This window comes from Streptomyces sp. BI87, from assembly GCF_025957665.1.
GTDB lineage: Bacteria > Actinomycetota > Actinomycetes > Streptomycetales > Streptomycetaceae > Streptomyces > Streptomyces albidoflavus.
In genome coordinates this window covers 5,956,153-5,970,351 of the sequence record NZ_CP110079.1, presented here as the reverse complement: position 1 = coordinate 5,970,351, position 14,199 = coordinate 5,956,153, and the positions used below count along the sequence as shown (strand labels likewise).

General features: G+C 73.1%; 14 protein-coding genes. 1 reads left to right on the top strand and 13 read right to left on the bottom strand.

Annotated features, from left to right (window positions below):
• Positions 1 to 30: 30 nt before the first annotated feature.
• Positions 31 to 627, bottom strand: coding sequence for a bifunctional pyr operon transcriptional regulator/uracil phosphoribosyltransferase PyrR (pyrR, locus tag OIM89_RS26705; protein ID WP_030695436.1), 597 nt, complete (start codon positions 625 to 627; stop codon positions 31 to 33).
• 285 nt (positions 628 to 912) lie between these two features.
• Between pyrR and bldD the strand changes: the two genes are divergently transcribed.
• Complete coding sequence (gene bldD, locus OIM89_RS26700) at positions 913 to 1,413, top strand: transcriptional regulator BldD (protein WP_003947032.1); 501 nt, start codon at positions 913 to 915, stop codon at positions 1,411 to 1,413.
• Between the two features lie 150 nt (positions 1,414 to 1,563).
• On the opposite strand, the gene nusB is transcribed toward bldD, so the two are convergent.
• The 12 genes from nusB to OIM89_RS26640 form a co-directional block, all read right to left on the bottom strand.
• Positions 1,564 to 1,992, bottom strand: coding sequence for a transcription antitermination factor NusB (nusB, locus tag OIM89_RS26695; RefSeq protein ID WP_003947033.1), 429 nt, complete (start codon positions 1,990 to 1,992; stop codon positions 1,564 to 1,566).
• Between the two features lie 2 nt (positions 1,993 to 1,994).
• Positions 1,995 to 2,561: an elongation factor P gene (efp, locus tag OIM89_RS26690; RefSeq protein ID WP_030695437.1), complete on the bottom strand. Its 567-nt coding sequence runs from the start codon at positions 2,559 to 2,561 to the stop codon at positions 1,995 to 1,997.
• Between the two features lie 94 nt (positions 2,562 to 2,655).
• Entirely contained in the window at positions 2,656 to 3,789 is a 1,134-nt protein-coding gene (locus tag OIM89_RS26685) for an aminopeptidase P family protein (RefSeq protein WP_030695438.1), read from the bottom strand.
• A 96-nt stretch (positions 3,790 to 3,885) separates the two neighbouring features.
• Positions 3,886 to 4,761 carry a Pro-rich N-terminal domain-containing protein gene (locus tag OIM89_RS26680; RefSeq protein WP_030695439.1) on the bottom strand — a complete coding sequence of 292 codons (876 nt, stop codon included), beginning with the start codon at positions 4,759 to 4,761 and terminating at the stop codon, positions 3,886 to 3,888.
• A gap of 183 nt (positions 4,762 to 4,944) precedes the next feature.
• On the bottom strand, positions 4,945 to 6,027 hold the full coding sequence (gene aroB, locus OIM89_RS26675; RefSeq protein WP_030695440.1) for a 3-dehydroquinate synthase: 1,083 nt from the start codon (positions 6,025 to 6,027) through the stop codon (positions 4,945 to 4,947).
• Positions 6,024 to 6,542, bottom strand: a complete 519-nt coding sequence (locus OIM89_RS26670; RefSeq protein ID WP_047469674.1) for a shikimate kinase — start codon at positions 6,540 to 6,542, stop codon at positions 6,024 to 6,026. The genes aroB and OIM89_RS26670 overlap by 4 nt, the downstream gene beginning before the upstream one ends.
• A complete protein-coding gene (aroC, locus tag OIM89_RS26665) occupies positions 6,539 to 7,723 on the bottom strand; it encodes a chorismate synthase (RefSeq protein ID WP_047469670.1) in 1,185 nt (394 codons plus the stop codon). Before aroC ends, OIM89_RS26670 begins: the two co-directional genes overlap by 4 nt.
• Positions 7,724 to 7,892: 169 nt before the next feature.
• The gene (locus OIM89_RS26660; protein WP_264491671.1) at positions 7,893 to 8,744 is read right to left on the bottom strand and encodes a shikimate dehydrogenase; all 852 of its coding nucleotides are present in this window, start codon (positions 8,742 to 8,744) and stop codon (positions 7,893 to 7,895) included.
• Positions 8,719 to 10,563 carry an endolytic transglycosylase MltG gene (gene mltG / locus OIM89_RS26655; RefSeq protein WP_226965031.1) on the bottom strand — a complete coding sequence of 615 codons (1,845 nt, stop codon included), beginning with the start codon at positions 10,561 to 10,563 and terminating at the stop codon, positions 8,719 to 8,721. The genes OIM89_RS26660 and mltG overlap by 26 nt, the downstream gene beginning before the upstream one ends.
• 127 nt (positions 10,564 to 10,690) lie before the next feature.
• The gene (gene ruvX, locus OIM89_RS26650) at positions 10,691 to 11,167 is read right to left on the bottom strand and encodes a Holliday junction resolvase RuvX (RefSeq protein WP_003947042.1); all 477 of its coding nucleotides are present in this window, start codon (positions 11,165 to 11,167) and stop codon (positions 10,691 to 10,693) included.
• Positions 11,164 to 13,836, bottom strand: a complete 2,673-nt coding sequence (gene alaS, locus OIM89_RS26645) for an alanine--tRNA ligase (RefSeq protein ID WP_151170054.1) — start codon at positions 13,834 to 13,836, stop codon at positions 11,164 to 11,166. The genes ruvX and alaS overlap by 4 nt, the downstream gene beginning before the upstream one ends.
• Positions 13,836 to 14,198, bottom strand: a complete 363-nt coding sequence (locus OIM89_RS26640; RefSeq protein ID WP_030695446.1) for a hypothetical protein — start codon at positions 14,196 to 14,198, stop codon at positions 13,836 to 13,838. Before OIM89_RS26640 ends, alaS begins: the two co-directional genes overlap by 1 nt.
• Position 14,199 lies beyond the last annotated feature (1 nt).

Here is a 14,199-nt window from a genome sequence, read left to right as displayed (position 1 = left end):
CGCGGACGGCGACGGGACCGCGGTGGGGTGCTACTTGCCGCCTGCCGGGGCGGGGTCGGAGGGCCCGGCGCCGAGCAGCACGGCGTCGCGGCCGTCCTCCTCGGAGAGCTGGACCTTGACCGTCTCCCGCAGCGACGTGGGGAGGTTCTTGCCGACGTAGTCGGCGCGGATCGGCAGCTCGCGGTGGCCGCGGTCGACGAGGACGGCGAGCTGCACGGCGCGGGGCCGGCCGATGTCACCGAGGGCGTCGAGGGCGGCGCGGATGGTGCGGCCGGAGAAGAGCACGTCGTCGACGAGGACGACGAGGCGTCCGTCGATCCCGTCGGCGGGGATCTCGGTGCGGCCGATGGCGCGCGCGGGCTTCAGCCGCAGGTCGTCGCGGTACATGGTGATGTCCAGCGAGCCGGCCGGGACGGGGCGCGAGGTGATCTCGGCGAGCTTGGCCGCCAGCCGCCCGGCGAGATGGACGCCGCGGGTGGGGATGCCGAGCAGGACCACGTCGTCGGCGCCCTTGGCGCGTTCGACGATCTCGTGGGCGATGCGGGTGAGGACCCGGCCGATGTCGGGGCCTTCGAGAACGGGGCGGGCTTCGCGCGGCCCGGTGTTCTCCGGGGTGGTGGCGTTCACGGGGAACGGACCTCCTTCTCCGCCTCACAGGACGGTTCTTAAAGGACGTCGGGATGTGCGTCGTCCACCGTACCAGCGACCGGGAGATGCCTGGTCACCCCCCTGGCCCCCGCCCGGCCCAACGGGCACCGACGGGTCCGCGGGGCCCCGGGGACCCGCCCTCCTACGGGCCGGGGCGCCCCGGGACCGGCCCGCGGCCGCCCCGGGACCACCGTTCGGCTTGACGCAGCCAAGTAACGCTGCGTAACCTCACAGTGAGTTACCAGTCTTCGTCCGGGGAGCCACATGTCCAGCGAATACGCAAAACAGCTCGGGGCCAAGCTCCGCGCCATCCGCACGCAGCAGGGCCTTTCCCTCCACGGCGTCGAGGAGAAGTCCCAGGGCCGCTGGAAGGCGGTCGTGGTCGGTTCGTACGAGCGCGGGGACCGCGCCGTCACCGTGCAGCGGCTCGCCGAGCTCGCGGACTTCTACGGCGTCCCCGTGCAGGAGCTGCTGCCGGGCACGACCCCCGGCGGCGCCGCCGAGCCCCCGCCGAAGCTCGTCCTCCAGCTGGAGCGCCTGGCCAACGTCCCGCCGGAGAAGGCGGGCCCCCTCCAGCGGTACGCGGCCACCATCCAGTCGCAGCGCGGGGACTACAACGGCAAGGTCCTCTCCATCCGCCAGGACGACCTGCGCACCCTCGCGGTCATCTACGACCAGTCGCCCTCGGTCCTCACCGAGCAGCTGATCAGCTGGGGCGTCCTCGACTCCGACGCGCGTCGCGCCGTCGCCCACGAGGACAGCTGACCCGCGCCACGGCAGCCGAGCGCCACGCCTGAGGGCGGTCCCGGAGCTTTCCGGGGCCGCCCTCAGGCGCGTCCGGGGCCGGCTGCGAGCCCCGGCACGACGAGAGCCCGCAGCCGTGACGGCTGCGGGCTCTCGCGGTGTGCGGGTGGATCAGGCGCGGCGCAGACCCGGCTTCAGCTCCTTGAAGCGGGCGAGCAGGCCGTTGACGAAGGCCGGGGAGTCGTCCGTGGAGAACTCCTTGGCCAGCTGGACGGCCTCGTCCAGCACGACCGCGTCCGGGGTGGTGTCGACCCAGATCAGCTCGTAGGCGCCGAGCCGCAGGATGTTGCGGTCGACGACGGGCATCCGGTCGAGGGTCCAGTCGACGGCGTACTGCGCGATGAGCTCGTCGATGCGCCGCTCGTGCTCGGCGTACCCCTCGACGAGTTCCATCGTGTACTCGCTGACCGGCGGCTGCCGGGTGTCGGAGCGGGCGTGCCGAATCCAGTCGGCGAGGACGGTCAGCACGTCGGTGGAGCGCTGATCGGCCTCGAAGAGGATCTGGAAGGCGCGCTTGCGGGCCGTATTGCGAGCAGCCACGGCTAGCTGTTCACCCGGCCGAGGTAGTCGCTCGTACGGGTGTCGACCTTGATCTTTTCACCGGTGGTGATGAAGAGCGGGACGTTGATCTGGTGGCCCGTCTCCAGGATGGCCGGCTTGGTGCCGCCGGTGGAGCGGTCGCCCTGGACGCCCGGCTCGGTCTCCTTGATGACCAGCTCGACGGCGGCCGGCAGCTCCACGAAGAGCACCTCGCCCTCGTGCTGGGCGACGGTCGCCTCGAAGCCCTCGATGAGGAAGTTGGCGGCGTCACCGACGGCCTTGCGGTCGACGTGCAGCTGGTCGTACGTCTCCATGTCCATGAAGACGAAGTAGTCGCCGTCCATGTACGAGAACTGCATGTCGCGCTTGTCGACAGTGGCCGTCTCGACCTTGACGCCGGCGTTGAAGGTCTTGTCGACGACCTTTCCGGACAGCACGTTCTTCAGCTTGGTGCGCACGAAGGCAGGGCCCTTGCCGGGCTTGACGTGCTGGAACTCGACTACGGACCAGAGCTGGCCCCCGTCGAGCTTGAGCACCATGCCGTTCTTGAGGTCGTTCGTGGAAGCCACGTTTGCGGAATCTCCTGGACGAATGGGTGTCTCCCCCCTGACCTCGCGGTCAGCGGGGAGCTGGTGGGACCTCGGGTGCGCGCACAGGCCGGGGCTAGAGCGCGAGCAGCTCCTTGGTCGTGATCGTGAGTAGCTCGGGTCCGCCGTCCGCCTCGGGGCGCACGACGAGCGTGTCGTCGATCCGGACTCCGCCCCGGCCCGGGAGGTGGACTCCCGGTTCGACGGTGACCGGCACACGAGCGTCCAGTTTACCCATGGCCGCCGGGGCGATCTGCGGGTCCTCCACGTTTTCCAGGCCGACCCCGTGCCCGGTGACGGGGGCGAGACCCTCGGTGTACCCCGCACCGGTGAGCACCTGGCGGGCGGCCCGGTCGACGTCGCGGCAGGCCGCACCGGGTGCGAGCGCCTCCCGGCCGGCCCGCTGGGCGGCGAAGACCAGGTCGTACAGTTCCACCTGCCAGTCGGCCGGGGTGGTGCCGATGACGAAGGTCCGGCCGATCGCGCAGCGGTAGCCGCGGTAGACGGCGCCGAGGCTGACGGTGAGGAAGTCGCCCTCCTCGACCCGGCGGTCGGTGGGCTGGTGGCGGGCGAGGCCCGCGTTGGGCCCGGTCCCCACCGAGCTGGCGAAGGCCGGTCCGTCGGCGCCGTGGTCGATGAGGCGGCGCTCCAGCTCCAGGGCGAGGTGCCGCTCCGTGCGGCCGACCAGGATCGACTCCAGGAGTTCGCCGAGTGCCTGGTCGGTGATCTCGGCGGCGATCCGCAGGCAGGAGATCTCCTCCTCGTCCTTGACGTACCGCAGCTGCTCGACGGCGCCGCCCAGGTCGGTGAGCGAGAGACCGGGGGCGGCGGAGGCCATCGCCCGGTGCCGGGCCACCGTCAGGTCGTGCTCCTCGACCGCGACGGGGCGCCGGTCCTGGCGCAGCGCGAGGGTGGCGGCGGCGACCGCCGGGTCGGCGCCGGGGCCGTCCAGGAGCTGGAGCCTGAGCGCCTCGTCGGGCCTGCCCTCCTCGGGCCGCGCGCCGGGCGGTACGGCGCAGAGCAGCACGTCGGCGCCGGGATCGTGGACGCCGAGCAGCAGGGCGGCCCGTTCGGGGGCGGTGCCGGTCAGGTAGCGGATGTTGGCCGGGCGGGAGACCACGGCGGCGGCGTCTCCGGCCGCCGCGCAGCGCTCCCGCAGCCGCTGCCTGCGGGCTTGGTACACGTCGTACGCGTGCGGGGCCTCGGACATGTTCCGAGCCTACGAGCGGCTCGGCGCACCGGCCGGTTCAGCGCGTCCGACCGGGCACCGGGGTGCTCAGTGCGGGGCCCGGGCACCCCCGCCGGGTCACCACTGGGGCGGGCTGGCGATGGCGCGGGCGAGGACGTCGTCGAGGGCCCGGGCGGTCTGTGCGGCGTCGAGGTGCGAGTTGTCGATGATCGGCAGCCCGGAGCCGTACCAGCCGGCCATCCGGCCGTGGATGCGGGCCACCTCCTCGTCGGAGAGGCGGCGGTTGCCGTGGCGCTGGGAGTTGCGCTCCAGGACGATCTCCAGCCCGGGGAGCAGGACCACGGGGAGCAGCCCGGGGCCGACGTGGCGCTTCCAGCCGCCGAGGCCGATCACCGGCCGGTCGGGGAAGACGGCGTCGTCGAGGATGCAGGAGATGCCGTTGGCGAGGAAGTTGCGGGCGGAGAAGCCGCAGGTGCGGCGGGCGAGGCGGTACTGGGCCTCGGAGTGGTCGTTCCACCCGGCCTGGGGGTCGGCGAAGCCGGAGCGGACCCATTCGCGGACGTCGTCCAGGCTGATGTGGGCGGTGGGCACGCGGCGTTGTTCGGCCCAGAGCCGGGCGACGGTGGTCTTCCCCGCTCCGGCCGGGCCTATCAGCAGCACCGCGAGGGTGGTGCTGCCGGTGTCGGCCTGTCCGGCGCCGGGCGGGGGGCTCGGCATCGCCACCGGGCCACCGGGCGGCAGCTGCACGTGGCCGGTGCCCTCCGGCGGGACCGAGGCCGGGGGGACGGGCAGGGTCGGGCCGCCCTGGGCGGGGTGCGGGGTGCGGCCGGAGGGCACGTTCCCGACGAAGCCCGGAGGCTGGGCGGGGTGCGGCGGCTGGGGCGGCGGCGCGGGGTGCGGGGGCTGGGCGGGCGGCGTGGACTGGGGCCAGTCGGCACTGGCCGCGGCCTGCTGGTGGTAAGGCGGCAGCGGAGGCCCCCCTGCGTGCTGCATCCGGTGCCACTCCGTCTCGTTGGGCAACTGGCGTGGGGCGCGCGGCGCCTGGGGGAAGCCCCCGGCCGCCGGTGCGCTACCGAACGGTACCGTCCCCGCCGGGTGTTGTGTGAACGAGCGGGCAGGTCACGGCGTGCCCGGCGGCGGACGGAAGGCTCCGCCGCGCCGCCGGTCACCCCGGGGTCAGTCCGCGACCTCGCCGTAGGCGCCCAGCATGACGGCCGGGTCGGGGCCCTCCAGGACCGTGGGGCGGGCCAGGCCGTCCAGGACGATGAAGCGCAGCGTGTCACCGCGGGACTTCTTGTCGACCTTCATGTTCTCGACCAGCTTGGGCCACTGGTCGTAGCGGTAGGTCAGAGGCAGGCCGACCGCCTCCAGGACGGTGCGGTGCCGGTCGGCGGTGGCGTCGTCGAGCCGTCCGGCGAGGCGGCCCAGCTCCGCGGCGTAGAGCATGCCGACGGCGACGGCGGCGCCGTGCCGCCACTCGTACCGCTCGTTCTTCTCGATGGCGTGGCCCAGGGTGTGGCCGTAGTTGAGGATCTCGCGGCGGCCGGACTCCTTGAGGTCCTCGGAGACCACCTCGGCCTTGACCCGGATGGAGCGCTCGATGAGTTCGGCGGTGTGCGGCCCGGCGGGGGTGCGGGCGGCGGCCGGGTCGGCCTCGATGAGGTCGAGGATGACCGGGTCGGCGATGAAGCCGGCCTTGATGATCTCGGCGAGGCCGCTGACGTAGTCGTGGACCGGCAGCGACTCCAGCGCGGCCAGGTCGCAGAGGACCCCGGCCGGCGGGTGGAAGGCGCCGACGAGGTTCTTGCCCTCGGCGGTGTTGATGCCGGTCTTGCCGCCGACGGCCGCGTCGACCATGGCCAGCACGGTGGTGGGGACGGCGACCCAGCGCACCCCGCGCAGCCAGCTCGCGGCGACGAAGCCGGCGAGGTCGGTGGTGGCGCCGCCGCCGACGCCGACGATGACGTCGGTGCGGGTGAAGCCGGACTGGCCGAGCGCCTTCCAGCAGTAGGCGGCGACCTCGGCGGTCTTGGCCTCCTCGGCGTTGGGCACCTGGACGGCGATGGCCTCGTACCCCTGGTCGGCGAGGTCGGCGCGGAGCGCCTCCCCGGTCTCGGCCAGTGCCTCGGGGTGGATGACGGCGACCCGGCGGGCCTGTTCGCCGATGAGGCCGGGCAGCTCACCGAGGAGCTGGCGGCCGATCAGTACCTCGTACGGGTCGGTGCCTGCGGTGGCGCCGACCGGGATACGCAGGGTCATGCGTGCTTCAACTCCAGTGCGTCGAGGACCGCTTCGGCGACCTCTTCGGGGGTGCGGTGGTCGGTGGCGACCTCGGCGCGGGCGACCTCGGTGTAGAGGTGGCGGCGGGCCTCCATCAGCTCGCGCCACTGCCGGCGCGGGTTGACGGCGAGCAGCGGCCGGGCGGTGGCCAGGCCGGTGCGCCGTACCGCCTCGTCGACCTGCATCGACAGGTAGACGACCGGCAGGCCGGCGAGCAGCGCCCGGGTCTCCGGGTCGAGGACGGCGCCGCCGCCCAGGGCCAGGACACCGGGGTGGCTCCCGACGGCGGCGGCGACGGCGCGGCGCTCCAGCTCGCGGAAGTGCGGTTCGCCGTCGTCGACGAAGATCTCGGCGATCTCGCGGCCCTCGGCGGCGACGATGTCGGCGTCGGTGTCGCGGTAGGTGTGGCCGAGCCGCTCGGCGAGCAGCGCGCCGACAGTGGACTTGCCGACGCCCATCGGTCCGACGAGGACCAGGCAGGGGCCGGCGCTCACCGGACGGGGAGGTGGTCGAGGTAGCCGGAGACGTTGCGGCGGGTCTCGGCGACGCTGTCGCCGCCGAACTTCTCCGCGACGGCGTCGGCGAGGACGAGGGCGACCATCGCCTCGGCGACGATACCGGCGGCCGGGACGGCGCAGACGTCGGAGCGCTGGTGGTGGGCCTTGGCGGGCTCACCGGTGGCGACGTCGACGGTGCCGAGCGCGCGGGGCACGGTGGCGATGGGCTTCATGGCGGCGCGCACCCGCAGCACCTCGCCGGTGGTCAGGCCGCCCTCGGTGCCGCCGGAGCGGCCCGAGGCGCGGCGGATGCCCTCGTCGGTGACGACGATCTCGTCGTGCGCCTGCGAACCGGGCACCCGGGCCAGGTCGAAGCCGTCGCCGACCTCGACGCCCTTGATCGCCTGGATGCCCATGAGGGCACCGGCCAGCCGCGCGTCGAGCCGCCGGTCCCAGTGGACGTGCGAGCCGAGCCCGACCGGCACGCCATGGGCGACGACCTCGACCACACCGCCGAGGGTGTCGCCGTCCTTGTGGGCCTGGTCGATCTCGGCGACCATCGCGGCGGACGCCTCCGGGTCGAGGCAGCGCACCGGGTCGGCGTCGAGCCGCTCCACGTCGCCCGGGACCGGGAGGGTGCCGTACGGCGCCTTGGCGGCGGCCAGCTCCACGACGTGCGAGACGATCTCGATCCCGGCCGTCTCCTTCAGGTACGAGCGGGCGACGGCGCCGAGCGCGACCCGGGCGGCGGTCTCGCGGGCGGAGGCGCGCTCCAGGATCGGGCGGGCCTCGTCGAAGCCGTACTTCTGCATCCCGGCGAGGTCGGCGTGGCCGGGCCTCGGGCGGGTCAGCGGCGCGTTGCGGGCGAGGGCGGCCAGTTCCTCGGGGTCGACCGGGTCGGCCGCCATGACCTGCTCCCACTTGGGCCACTCGGTGTTGCCCACCATGACGGCGACCGGGGAACCGAGGGTCAGCCCGTGGCGCACCCCGCCGAGGAAGGTGACCTCGTCACGCTCGAACTTCATCCGGGCGCCGCGACCGTAGCCGAGCCGCCGCCGGGCCAGATGGTCGGCGACCATCTCCGTGGTGATCGGCACCCCGGCGGGAAGTCCCTCCAGGGTGGCCACCAGTGCGGGTCCGTGCGACTCCCCCGCGGTCAGCCAACGCAGCCTGCTCAACGGTGCTCCTCCTGCTCGCGCCCGGTCTCTGCGGCGCGGCCGGGGGGCGCGTCCCCTGCCCGCCGCGTCCGATCCTCCCACGCCGGGCGGCCCGGTGCGGCAGCCGGTCCAACGGGTGGAACGCCGGTGCCGCGGCGGCCGCGCCGGAAGGGGCGCGTCCAGTCAGCGGTCAGCGGGCGGCGATGGCGGAGGTGCCCGCCGCGCGCATCGCCGCGAGGGGCGCGGTCGCCACCCCGGTCATCTGCTCGACCTGGAGCACGGCCTGGTGGACCAGGAGGTCGAGCCCGCCGAGGACGGTGCCGCCGCGCTCGGCCCAGCGGGCGGCGAGCGGGGTCGGCCACGGCTCGTAGAGCACGTCGAAGAGGGTGCCGGGCGCCTCAGGGACCTCGGCGGCGAGCGCGTCGGCTGCACCGGCCGGGGTGGTGGCGATGACCAGGGGGCGGCGCAGCGCCTCGGCGGCCCGCTCCCAGGGGAGGGCCAGCGCCTCGACCCCGAGCCGCCGCCCCCACTCACGCATCTCTTCGGCGCGCGCCTCGCTGCGGACGTACACCTCGACCTGGCCGGCCCCCATCGCGGCGAGGGCGGCCAGCGCGGAGGAGGCCGTGGCGCCGGCGCCGAGGACGGCGGCCTCGGGGGCCTTCTCGACGCCCCGCTCGCCGAGGGCGGCGACCAGCCCGGGCACGTCGGTGTTGTCCCCGTGCCAGCTGCCGTCGGCGCCGCGGACCAACGTGTTGACCGCCTCCACCGAACGGGCGACCGGCGTGACCGTCGCGCAGAGCGCGAGCGCCGCCCGCTTCAGCGGCATGGTCAGCGACAGTCCGGCCCACTCGGGGCCGAGCCCGGCGACGAAGCCGGGGAGCTGGTCCTCGTCGGTCTCGTACCGGTCGTACGTCCAGCCGTCGAGGCCCAGTTCGGCGTAGGCGGCGCGGTGCAGGGCCGGGGAGAGCGAGTGGCCGACGGGCTTGCCGAGGACGGCGGCCCGGCGGCCCCGTCCCTCACTGGTCCTTGCGGCGGCTTTCATTGAACTCCTTCACCAGGGCCTCGTGGTCGGCCAGGGTCTTGGTGAACTGGGTGGTCTTGCCGTCGATGGAGATGAAGAACATCCAGTCGTCGGTGTCCGGGGCGACGGCGGCCTTCATGGCGTCGGAGCCCGGGTTCCCGATCGGTCCCGGCGGCAGGAGCTTGTGGTAGTAGGTGTTGTAGGGGTCGGGGTCGTTGCGGATCTTCGCGATCGAGATGTCGATCTCGCTCTCCCCCTTCAGGTAGTTGTACGTGGAGTCGAACTCCAGCTTCTGGTTGGTCACCGTGTTGTCCGGCTGGAGCCGGTTGTAGACGACGGCGGCCATCTTCCGGAAGTCGTCGTGGGTCATGCCCTCGGCCTGGACCAGGCTCGCGACGGTGACCACCTGGAGCGGGTCCTTCAGGCCCAGCTTCTCGGCCGAGCCCTCCAGGTCGTAGCGGGCGTACTCCTGCTTCGCCTGCGCGACCATCTTCTTGAGGACGTCGGCCGGCTCCATCGACTTGGCCAGCGGGTAGCTGGAGGGGAAGAGGAAGCCTTCCAGCGGGTCCTTGATGTCCTTGTTGTTGTTGGCCCACTTGGGCAGGCCGAGCGACGTGGACTCCTTGAGCGCCACTTCCTCGGTGGTGCCGGCCTTGACGCCGAGCCGCTTGTCGATCTGCTCGTAGACCCAGGCGTTGCGGCGGCCCTCGGGGATGATCAGCGTGTTGCGGCTCTTGGGGCTGAGCATCAGCTCGACGGCGGCCTTGCCGGACATCTGCTTGCGCAGGGTGTAGAAGCCGGGCTGGAGGGACTTGCCCTGGGGGTGCGCGTTCTGCGCGTTGACGAAGGCCGAGCCGCTCTTGACGACGTCGTGCTTCTTCAGCAGATTGGCGATGTCCCAGCCGACGGCGCCCTGCGGCACCTCGACGACGACCTGCCCCGAGCCCTCGCCCGCGTAGTCCTCGGCCGGGCCGAAACGGTCCTGGTAGAACTGGTAGCCGTAGTACGCGACGGCGCCGCCGCCGCCGATCAGGACCAGCGAGACGACCAGGCAGGCCACGCCGTTGCGGCTCTTGCCCTTGGTGCCCCGGCCGCGCTGCTTGCCGCCGCGTCCGCCGCGCCGGCCGCCGGGCTCCGGTTCGTCCTCGTAGCCGTCGTCGTAGTCGTCGTACCCGTCCCGGTCGTCCGGGCGGTCCCGGTCGTCCCGCTCGCCCTTGCGGCCCCGGCCACGGCGGGCGCCACGACCCTCGTCGGCCTCGGGGGCCTCGTCGGCGCCGGTGAAGAAGGGGTGGGTCTCCTCCCCCGGCTCCTCCCACTCGCTCTCGGGCCGCTGCTCCTCGCGGCGGCCGGGCGGGCGGGGCGGCGGATAGGCGCCCTCGGTGCGGTACGGGTCGTGCTGCCCGTCGCCGTAGCCGTCGTGGCCGGGGTGGCCGTGGGCCTGCTGCTGGTAGGGGTCGCCGGCCGCCGGGTCGTACGGCGGGACCTGCCCGGTGTCCCACTGGCCGGGGTACTGCTGCCCGTAGCCGTCGGAGCCGCCGTACTGGCCCTGCTGCGGATGTCCCTGCTGCTGGGGGTGGCCCTGCTGGTGCGGGTCGTACTGCCGGCCCGGGTGACCCTGCTGCGGGTACTGCTGCTGCGGGTAGCCCTGCTGGCCCCCGTCCTGCGGGTACTGCTGGTACGGCTGCCCGTCGTAGCCGGGCTGCGGGGGCGGGTAGCCGCCAGGCTGCTGTCCGCTCCATCCGCCGCCGTACCCGCCCTGTGCCGCCTGCCCGTAGGCCGGCGAGGAGAGCGGGTCCTCCTGCCACGGATCGGAGCCTTGGCCCCGGCCATACTCAGTCATCGGTCCCCTAGAGCGCGGGACGGGGGAAGCCGCCGCTCCGGGGGCGGCCTCCACGCCGTCTCTTCTGCCGCGTGCGTCAGTACTTCGAACACACCGGCGCATCGCGCGGCACGTTACCGTATCGCGATCAGATGACCACTTCGACGCCCTCACCTGGGGCGTCGCCTGACGCCCGTTCGGACTCCAGGGCACTCTGCAAGATCACCACGGCGGCCGCCTGATCGATGACGGCGCGCCCCTTCTTGGAGCGGACCCCGGAGGCCCGCATCCCCTGAGCCGCCGTCACCGTGGACATCCGCTCGTCGACCAGACGCACCGGTACGGGCGCGATGGTCCGGGCGAGTTCCTGGGCGAAACCGCGGACCTTGACCGCCGCCGGGCCCTCGCCGCCTTTGAGGGAGCGCGGGAGCCCGACGACGACCTCGATCGGCTCGTACTCCTCGACCAGGGCGGCGAGCCGCCGGTGGGCGGCCGGGACATCGCGTCCCGGCACGGTCTCCACCGGCGTGGCGAGGATGCCGTCCGGGTCGCACGAGGCGACCCCGATCCGGGCGTCCCCGACGTCCACGGCGAGGCGGCGGCCCCGGCGCAGCACTCCGCTCACCGGGCGCTCTCGGCGACCTGGCGTTCGACCGCGCTGACGGCCTCGTCGATGGCCTGCGGGTTCTGCCCGCCGCCCTGGGCGACGTCGGGCTTGCCGCCGCCGCCTCCGCCGAGCGTCTTGGCGGCGGTACGGACCAGGTCACCGGCCTTGAGGCCACGCTCGCGGGCGGCCTCGTTGGTGGCGACCACGGTCAGCGGCCTGTCGTTGGCCACGGTGAACAGCGCCACCACGGCGGGCCGGTCGGAGGGGATGCGGCCGCGCACGTCGAGGACGAGCTTGCGCAGGTCGTCGGCGCCCGTGCCGTCCGGCACCCGGCCGGTGACCAGGGCGGTGCCCCGGACGTCCTGGGCGCCCGCGGCGAGCCCGGCGGCGGCCTGGAGGACCTTCTCGGCGCGGAACCGCTCGATCTCCTTCTCGGCCTCCTTGAGCTTGCCGAGCATCGCGGAGACCTTCTCGGGCAGCTCCTCGGGACGGCCCTTGACCAGCTCCTGGAGCTGGGCGACGACCGTGTGCTCCTTGGCCAGGAAGTTGTACGCGTCGACGCCGACCAGGGCCTCGATTCGCCGCACGCCCGAGCCGATGGAGGACTCGCCCAGCAGCTTGACCAGGCCGAGCTGGGCGGTGTTGTGGACGTGGGTGCCGCCGCACAGCTCCTTGGAGAAGTCGCCGATGGTGACGACCCGGACCCGCTCGCCGTACTTCTCGCCGAACTCGGCGATGGCGCCCTGCTTCTTGGCGTCGTCGATGCTCATGACCTCGGCCTGGACGTCCAGGTCGCGGGCGAGCACCTCGTTGATCTTCTGCTCGACGTCGGTGAGGACGGCGCCGGGCACGGCGGCCGGGGAGCCGAAGTCGAAGCGGAAGCGGCCCGGCTGGTTCTCCGAGCCGGCCTGGGCGGCCGTCGGGCCGAGCGCGTCGCGCAGCGCCTGGTGGGTGAGGTGGGTGGCGGAGTGGGCGCGGGCGATGGCCCGGCGGCGGCCGACGTCGATGGCGGCGTAGGCCGGGGAGCCCACGGTCACCTCGCCGACCTGCACGACGCCCTTGTGGACGTGGACGCCGGGAACCGGCTTCTGCACGTCGCGGACCTCGACCACGGCGCCGTTGTCGAAGCGGATGCGGCCGGTGTCGGCGATCTGGCCGCCGCCCTCGGCGTAGAACGGGGTGCGGTCGAGGACGATCTCGACCTCGTCGCCCTCGGTGGCGGCGGGCGAGGAGACGCCGTCGACCAGCAGGCCGACCACGGTGGACTCGCCCTCGGTGGCGAGGTAACCGGTGAAGTCGGTGGCGCCGGCGGCGTCGGCCACCTCGCGGTAGGCGGAGAGGTCGGCGTGACCGGTCTTCTTGGCGCGGGCGTCGGCCTTGGCGCGCTCCCGCTGCTCCTTCATCAGGCGGCGGAAGCCCGGCTCGTCGACGGTCAGCCCCTGCTCGGCGGCCATCTCCAGGGTCAGGTCGATCGGGAAGCCCCACGTGTCGTGGAGGAGGAACGCCTTGTCCCCGGAGAGCACGGTCGAGCCGGCGGCCTTGGTCTCGGTGACGGCCGTGTCGAGGATGTTGGTGCCGCCCTTGAGGGCCTTGAGGAAGGCGGCCTCCTCGGCGAGGGCGACGGTGAGGATGCGCTTGCGCTCGGTGATCAGCTCCGGGTACTGCTGCCCCATCGACTCGATCACGGTGTCGACCAGCTCGGCGACAACCGGGCCGGTGGCCCCCAGCAGGCGCATGTTGCGGATGGCGCGGCGCATGATGCGGCGCAGCACGTAGCCGCGGCCCTCGTTGCCCGGGGTGACGCCGTCGCCGATGAGCATGACGGAGGTGCGCATGTGGTCGGTGACGACGCGCAGCGACACGTCCGAGGCCGCGTCGGCGCCGTACCGGACGCCGGTCAGCTCGGTGGCCTTGTCGATGACGATCCGGGAGGTGTCGATCTCGTAGAGGTTGCGCACGTCCTGAAGGATCATGGCGAGCCGCTCGAGGCCGAGGCCGGTGTCGATGTTCTTGCTCGGCAGGTCACCGAGGATCGGGAAGTTCTCCTTGTCCTCGCCGGCGCCCCGCTCGTACTGCATGAAGACGAGGTTCCAGATCTCCACGTACCGCTCGTCGTTGACGGCCGGGCCGCCCTCGACGCCGAACTCGGGGCCGCGGTCGTAGTTGATCTCGGAGCAGGGGCCGCAGGGGCCCGGGACGCCCATGGACCAGAAGTTGTCCTTCTTGCCCAGGCGCTGGATGCGCTCGGCGGGGACGCCGATCTTCTCGCGCCAGATCGTCTCGGCCTCGTCGTCGTCGAGGTAGACGGTGATCCACAGACGCTCGGGGTCGAGGCCGTAACCGCCCTGCTCCTGGGAGGTGGTGAGCAGCTCCCAGGCGTAGGTGATGGCCCCTTCCTTGAAGTAGTCCCCGAAGGAGAAGTTGCCGCACATCTGGAAGAACGTGCCGTGCCGGGTGGTCTTGCCGACCTCTTCGATGTCGGGGGTGCGCACGCACTTCTGCACGCTGGTGGCGCGCGGGGCGGGCGGGGTGGCCTCGCCGAGGAAGTACGGCTTGAAGGGGACCATGCCCGCGGGGACGAGCAGCAGGGTCGGGTCGTCCGCGATCAGCGACGCCGAAGGGACGACGGCGTGCCCGCGCTCCTCGAAGAAGCGCAGCCAGCGGCGGCGGATCTCAGCCGACTCCATCAGTGGTCCTCATTCCGGTTGTTCGGGTGCTTCGGGTACTTCTCGGGGTACTTCTGCCGGGCGCGGTACGCGACGGGGTACCGCTCCCCCTCCAGCGCCGGCCGGCGCGCGGCGGGCAGCCCGGGGCCCTCGGGGGGCGCGTTCAGCCCCAGTACGTCGTCCAGCTCCGCCTCGCGCTGGAGCATTCCCGCGCGGACGTCGAGGGCGAAGTCCTTGATCCGGTGGCCGGCGTCGAGCGCCTTGTCGGCGGCCTGCGCGGCGAGGCTCTCGGGGGTGAGCCGCTGGAGCTTCTGGTTGACCTTGTGGCTGGCCCACACGCCGGCGGCTGCGCCCGCGGTGAACCAGAACGTACGGCGGAACATC

Bases quoted from the DNA above. Each gene is read 5' to 3' on its own strand.
- bldD (WP_003947032.1), top strand. From the start codon at position 913: ATGTCCAGCGAATACGCAAAACAGCTCGGGGCCAAGCTCCGCGCCATC.
- OIM89_RS26685 (WP_030695438.1), bottom strand. From the start codon at position 3,789: ATGTCCGAGGCCCCGCACGCGTACGACGTGTACCAAGCCCGCAGGCAG.
- OIM89_RS26680 (WP_030695439.1), bottom strand. From the start codon at position 4,761: ATGCAGCACGCAGGGGGGCCTCCGCTGCCGCCTTACCACCAGCAGGCC.
- aroB (WP_030695440.1), bottom strand. From the start codon at position 6,027: ATGACCCTGCGTATCCCGGTCGGCGCCACCGCAGGCACCGACCCGTAC.
- OIM89_RS26660 (WP_264491671.1), bottom strand. From the start codon at position 8,744: ATGAAAGCCGCCGCAAGGACCAGTGAGGGACGGGGCCGCCGGGCCGCC.
- mltG (WP_226965031.1), bottom strand. From the start codon at position 10,563: ATGACTGAGTATGGCCGGGGCCAAGGCTCCGATCCGTGGCAGGAGGAC.
- alaS (WP_151170054.1), bottom strand. From the start codon at position 13,836: ATGGAGTCGGCTGAGATCCGCCGCCGCTGGCTGCGCTTCTTCGAGGAG.
- OIM89_RS26640 (WP_030695446.1), bottom strand. From the start codon at position 14,198: ATGTTCCGCCGTACGTTCTGGTTCACCGCGGGCGCAGCCGCCGGCGTG.